Origin of the sequence: Thermoleptolyngbya sp. M55_K2018_002 (genome assembly GCF_015295965.1) — a bacterium.
Taxonomy (GTDB): domain Bacteria; phylum Cyanobacteriota; class Cyanobacteriia; order Elainellales; family Elainellaceae; genus Thermoleptolyngbya; species Thermoleptolyngbya sichuanensis.
On the sequence record NZ_DVEA01000100.1, the window covers coordinates 1 to 2,057 of the forward strand.

General features: G+C 57.2%; 2 protein-coding genes. One reads left to right on the top strand and one right to left on the bottom strand.

What is annotated here, in order from left to right; translation table 11 throughout:
* Positions 1-132: 132 nt before the first annotated feature.
* The gene (locus IGS51_RS05145) at positions 133-807 is read right to left on the bottom strand and encodes a YqiA/YcfP family alpha/beta fold hydrolase (RefSeq protein ID WP_297076760.1); all 675 of its coding nucleotides are present in this window, start codon (positions 805-807) and stop codon (positions 133-135) included.
* Between the two features lie 181 nt (positions 808-988).
* On the opposite strand from IGS51_RS05145, the gene IGS51_RS05150 reads away from it, so the two are divergent.
* A partial coding sequence (locus IGS51_RS05150; RefSeq protein ID WP_297076761.1) for a succinate--CoA ligase subunit beta occupies positions 989-2,057 on the top strand: 1,069 nt, incomplete at its 3' end.

The window sequence follows — 2,057 nt, forward strand, 5'->3', positions numbered from 1 at the left end:
GAAGGGGTTGGGGGATGAGGGCAGTAAGTTTGCTGTTTCAAGTATGTCAGTGCCCTAACTAAAATGACTATTTTTCAATTCTAGGCAGCTTGAGCAGCTCTAGCATTCAGGCACGAGGGGCCACACCCCCCACTAGCTTAGTTCTAAATCAATTTCACAGAATGTTTGGACGGCCTGCCAAATGGCATCCTGTTGGTCGGTCAGCGCATGGTCACTATCCAGCTCCAGTAGCGTCACCCAGGGGCGAGTTGCGGCGTAATCTCGGCTGGACTGGACTGGAATTACGTCATCCCGTATCCCGTGCAAGATAAGCGTGGGCACTGGCCGCTTCAGCGTGGAGTGATCGTACATCGCTGCATCCAAGACAAATCCATAATGCAGCGGCCGCATTGCCTGATCGCCATAATGATAAACCGACAAAAAGCCAGTCTCTTGCCACTGCGCTACCTGCTCCGGCCCTAGGCGAGGCAGCCAGTGATCGAGAAACCCAAATGCCGGAGCCAGCAGCACCAGTTTTTGCACCTGGAGATAGCGATTCCCGCAGAGATCGCTTCGCGAATCGCCCAGCCAGGCCGCCGTTAGCCCGCCAAGGCTCGACCCAATCAGCACCACAGGCTCCGGCGGGGGCGGCAGTAGCGCCTCGACCTGGGCAATTTGACGACTGAGCGTCAGGTGGGCAAAGTCATTTTGGTTCAAATCGGGGATGACCAGAGACAGCCCAGCCGCCCGAAAGCGATCGCCCAAATACCGCGCCTTGGCAGAATTAGGACTCGACGCAAAGCCATGCAAGTAGCAGTAGAACACCATTGCTCAGTCGTTTTCTGGTCTATATTTAGATCTCTCTTGCAATCTTCTTTCTTGCAATCTTCCTTGAGATTATGCGATTGGCCGTCTTAGGGGCGCAAGGGAGTGTTCAAGCTGTCAGCAACTAACCTCCTTCCCTCACCTCCTTCCTTCCTCACCCTTTTCTTTCCCCTTTCTCTCCTCTATGGATCTCCTCGAATATCAGGCAAAGGATCTATTTCAGAAAGTTGGCATTCCTATCCTGCCGTCGCAGCGGATTGACCATCCCAAGGACTTAAAACAGTTGCGGATTCCCTATCCCATTGTGCTGAAGTCGCAGGTGTATGCGGGGGGGCGTGGTAAGGCAGGCGGCGTGCGCTTTGCAGAAAACACAATTGATGCAGTGGCGGCGGCTCAGGCGATTTTTTATCTGCCGATTTTAGGGCAATATCCAGAAGTGCTGCTGGCGGAGGCAAAGTATGAGCCAGACCAGGAACTCTATCTGGCAGTGGTGCTTGATCCGTCGCTGCGGCGGCCGCTGCTGCTGGGGTCGCGGGAAGGGGGCATGGCGCTGGAGGCAACCTCGCGACAAATTCAGCAGGTGTTGGTGGATGGGGAGTTTTCGCCCTTTTATGCGCGGCGATTGGCGATCCACATGGGGCTATCGGGTGAGCTAATCGAGTCCGTCAGCGCGATCGTCGAGAAAATGTATCGCCTGTTTTTGACCTATGACCTGGACCTGGTCGAGATCAACCCTCTGGCGGTCAATCCGGCGGGGGAAGTCATGGCGCTGGATGGTAAGGTCGCTGTGAACGACGCAGCACTGGAGCGACATCCAGATTTGCTGGCGATGCAGTCGGGGGATTCCCGCAGGGATCACGCCGCGAATCGTCCCTCCCACTCCACCCTGGCAATGGGCCCGACCTGTAGCGGACTGGCCGCCAGCGCCTTTGATCTGCCCAACTTGAACCCCATGCTGTTTCCTGGCAGCCTGGGCATCTTGTGCAATGGGGCGGGGCTGACGATGGCGACACTCGATCTGGTCGATCGGGCGGGTGGACAGCCGTCGGCCTGTCTGAACTTGGGGGGAGAGTCGTCCTATCGGCTACCGCCCGATACGCTGTGCGATCGCCTAGAAAAAGGGCTGGACTGGATCTTGCAGACCCAGCGGCTGCGGAGCGTCTTGCTCAACTTGCTGGGCGGCGCAGAAACCTGCAATGCGGTTGCCGGGGCGATCGCCCGCTACTTGACGCAGCAGCGCCAGCCCGTCAGCG

Excerpts from the sequence above, each read along its gene's own strand:
- IGS51_RS05145 (WP_297076760.1), bottom strand. The coding sequence starts at position 807 with ATGGTGTTCTACTGCTACTTGCATGGCTTTGCGTCGAGTCCTAATTCT.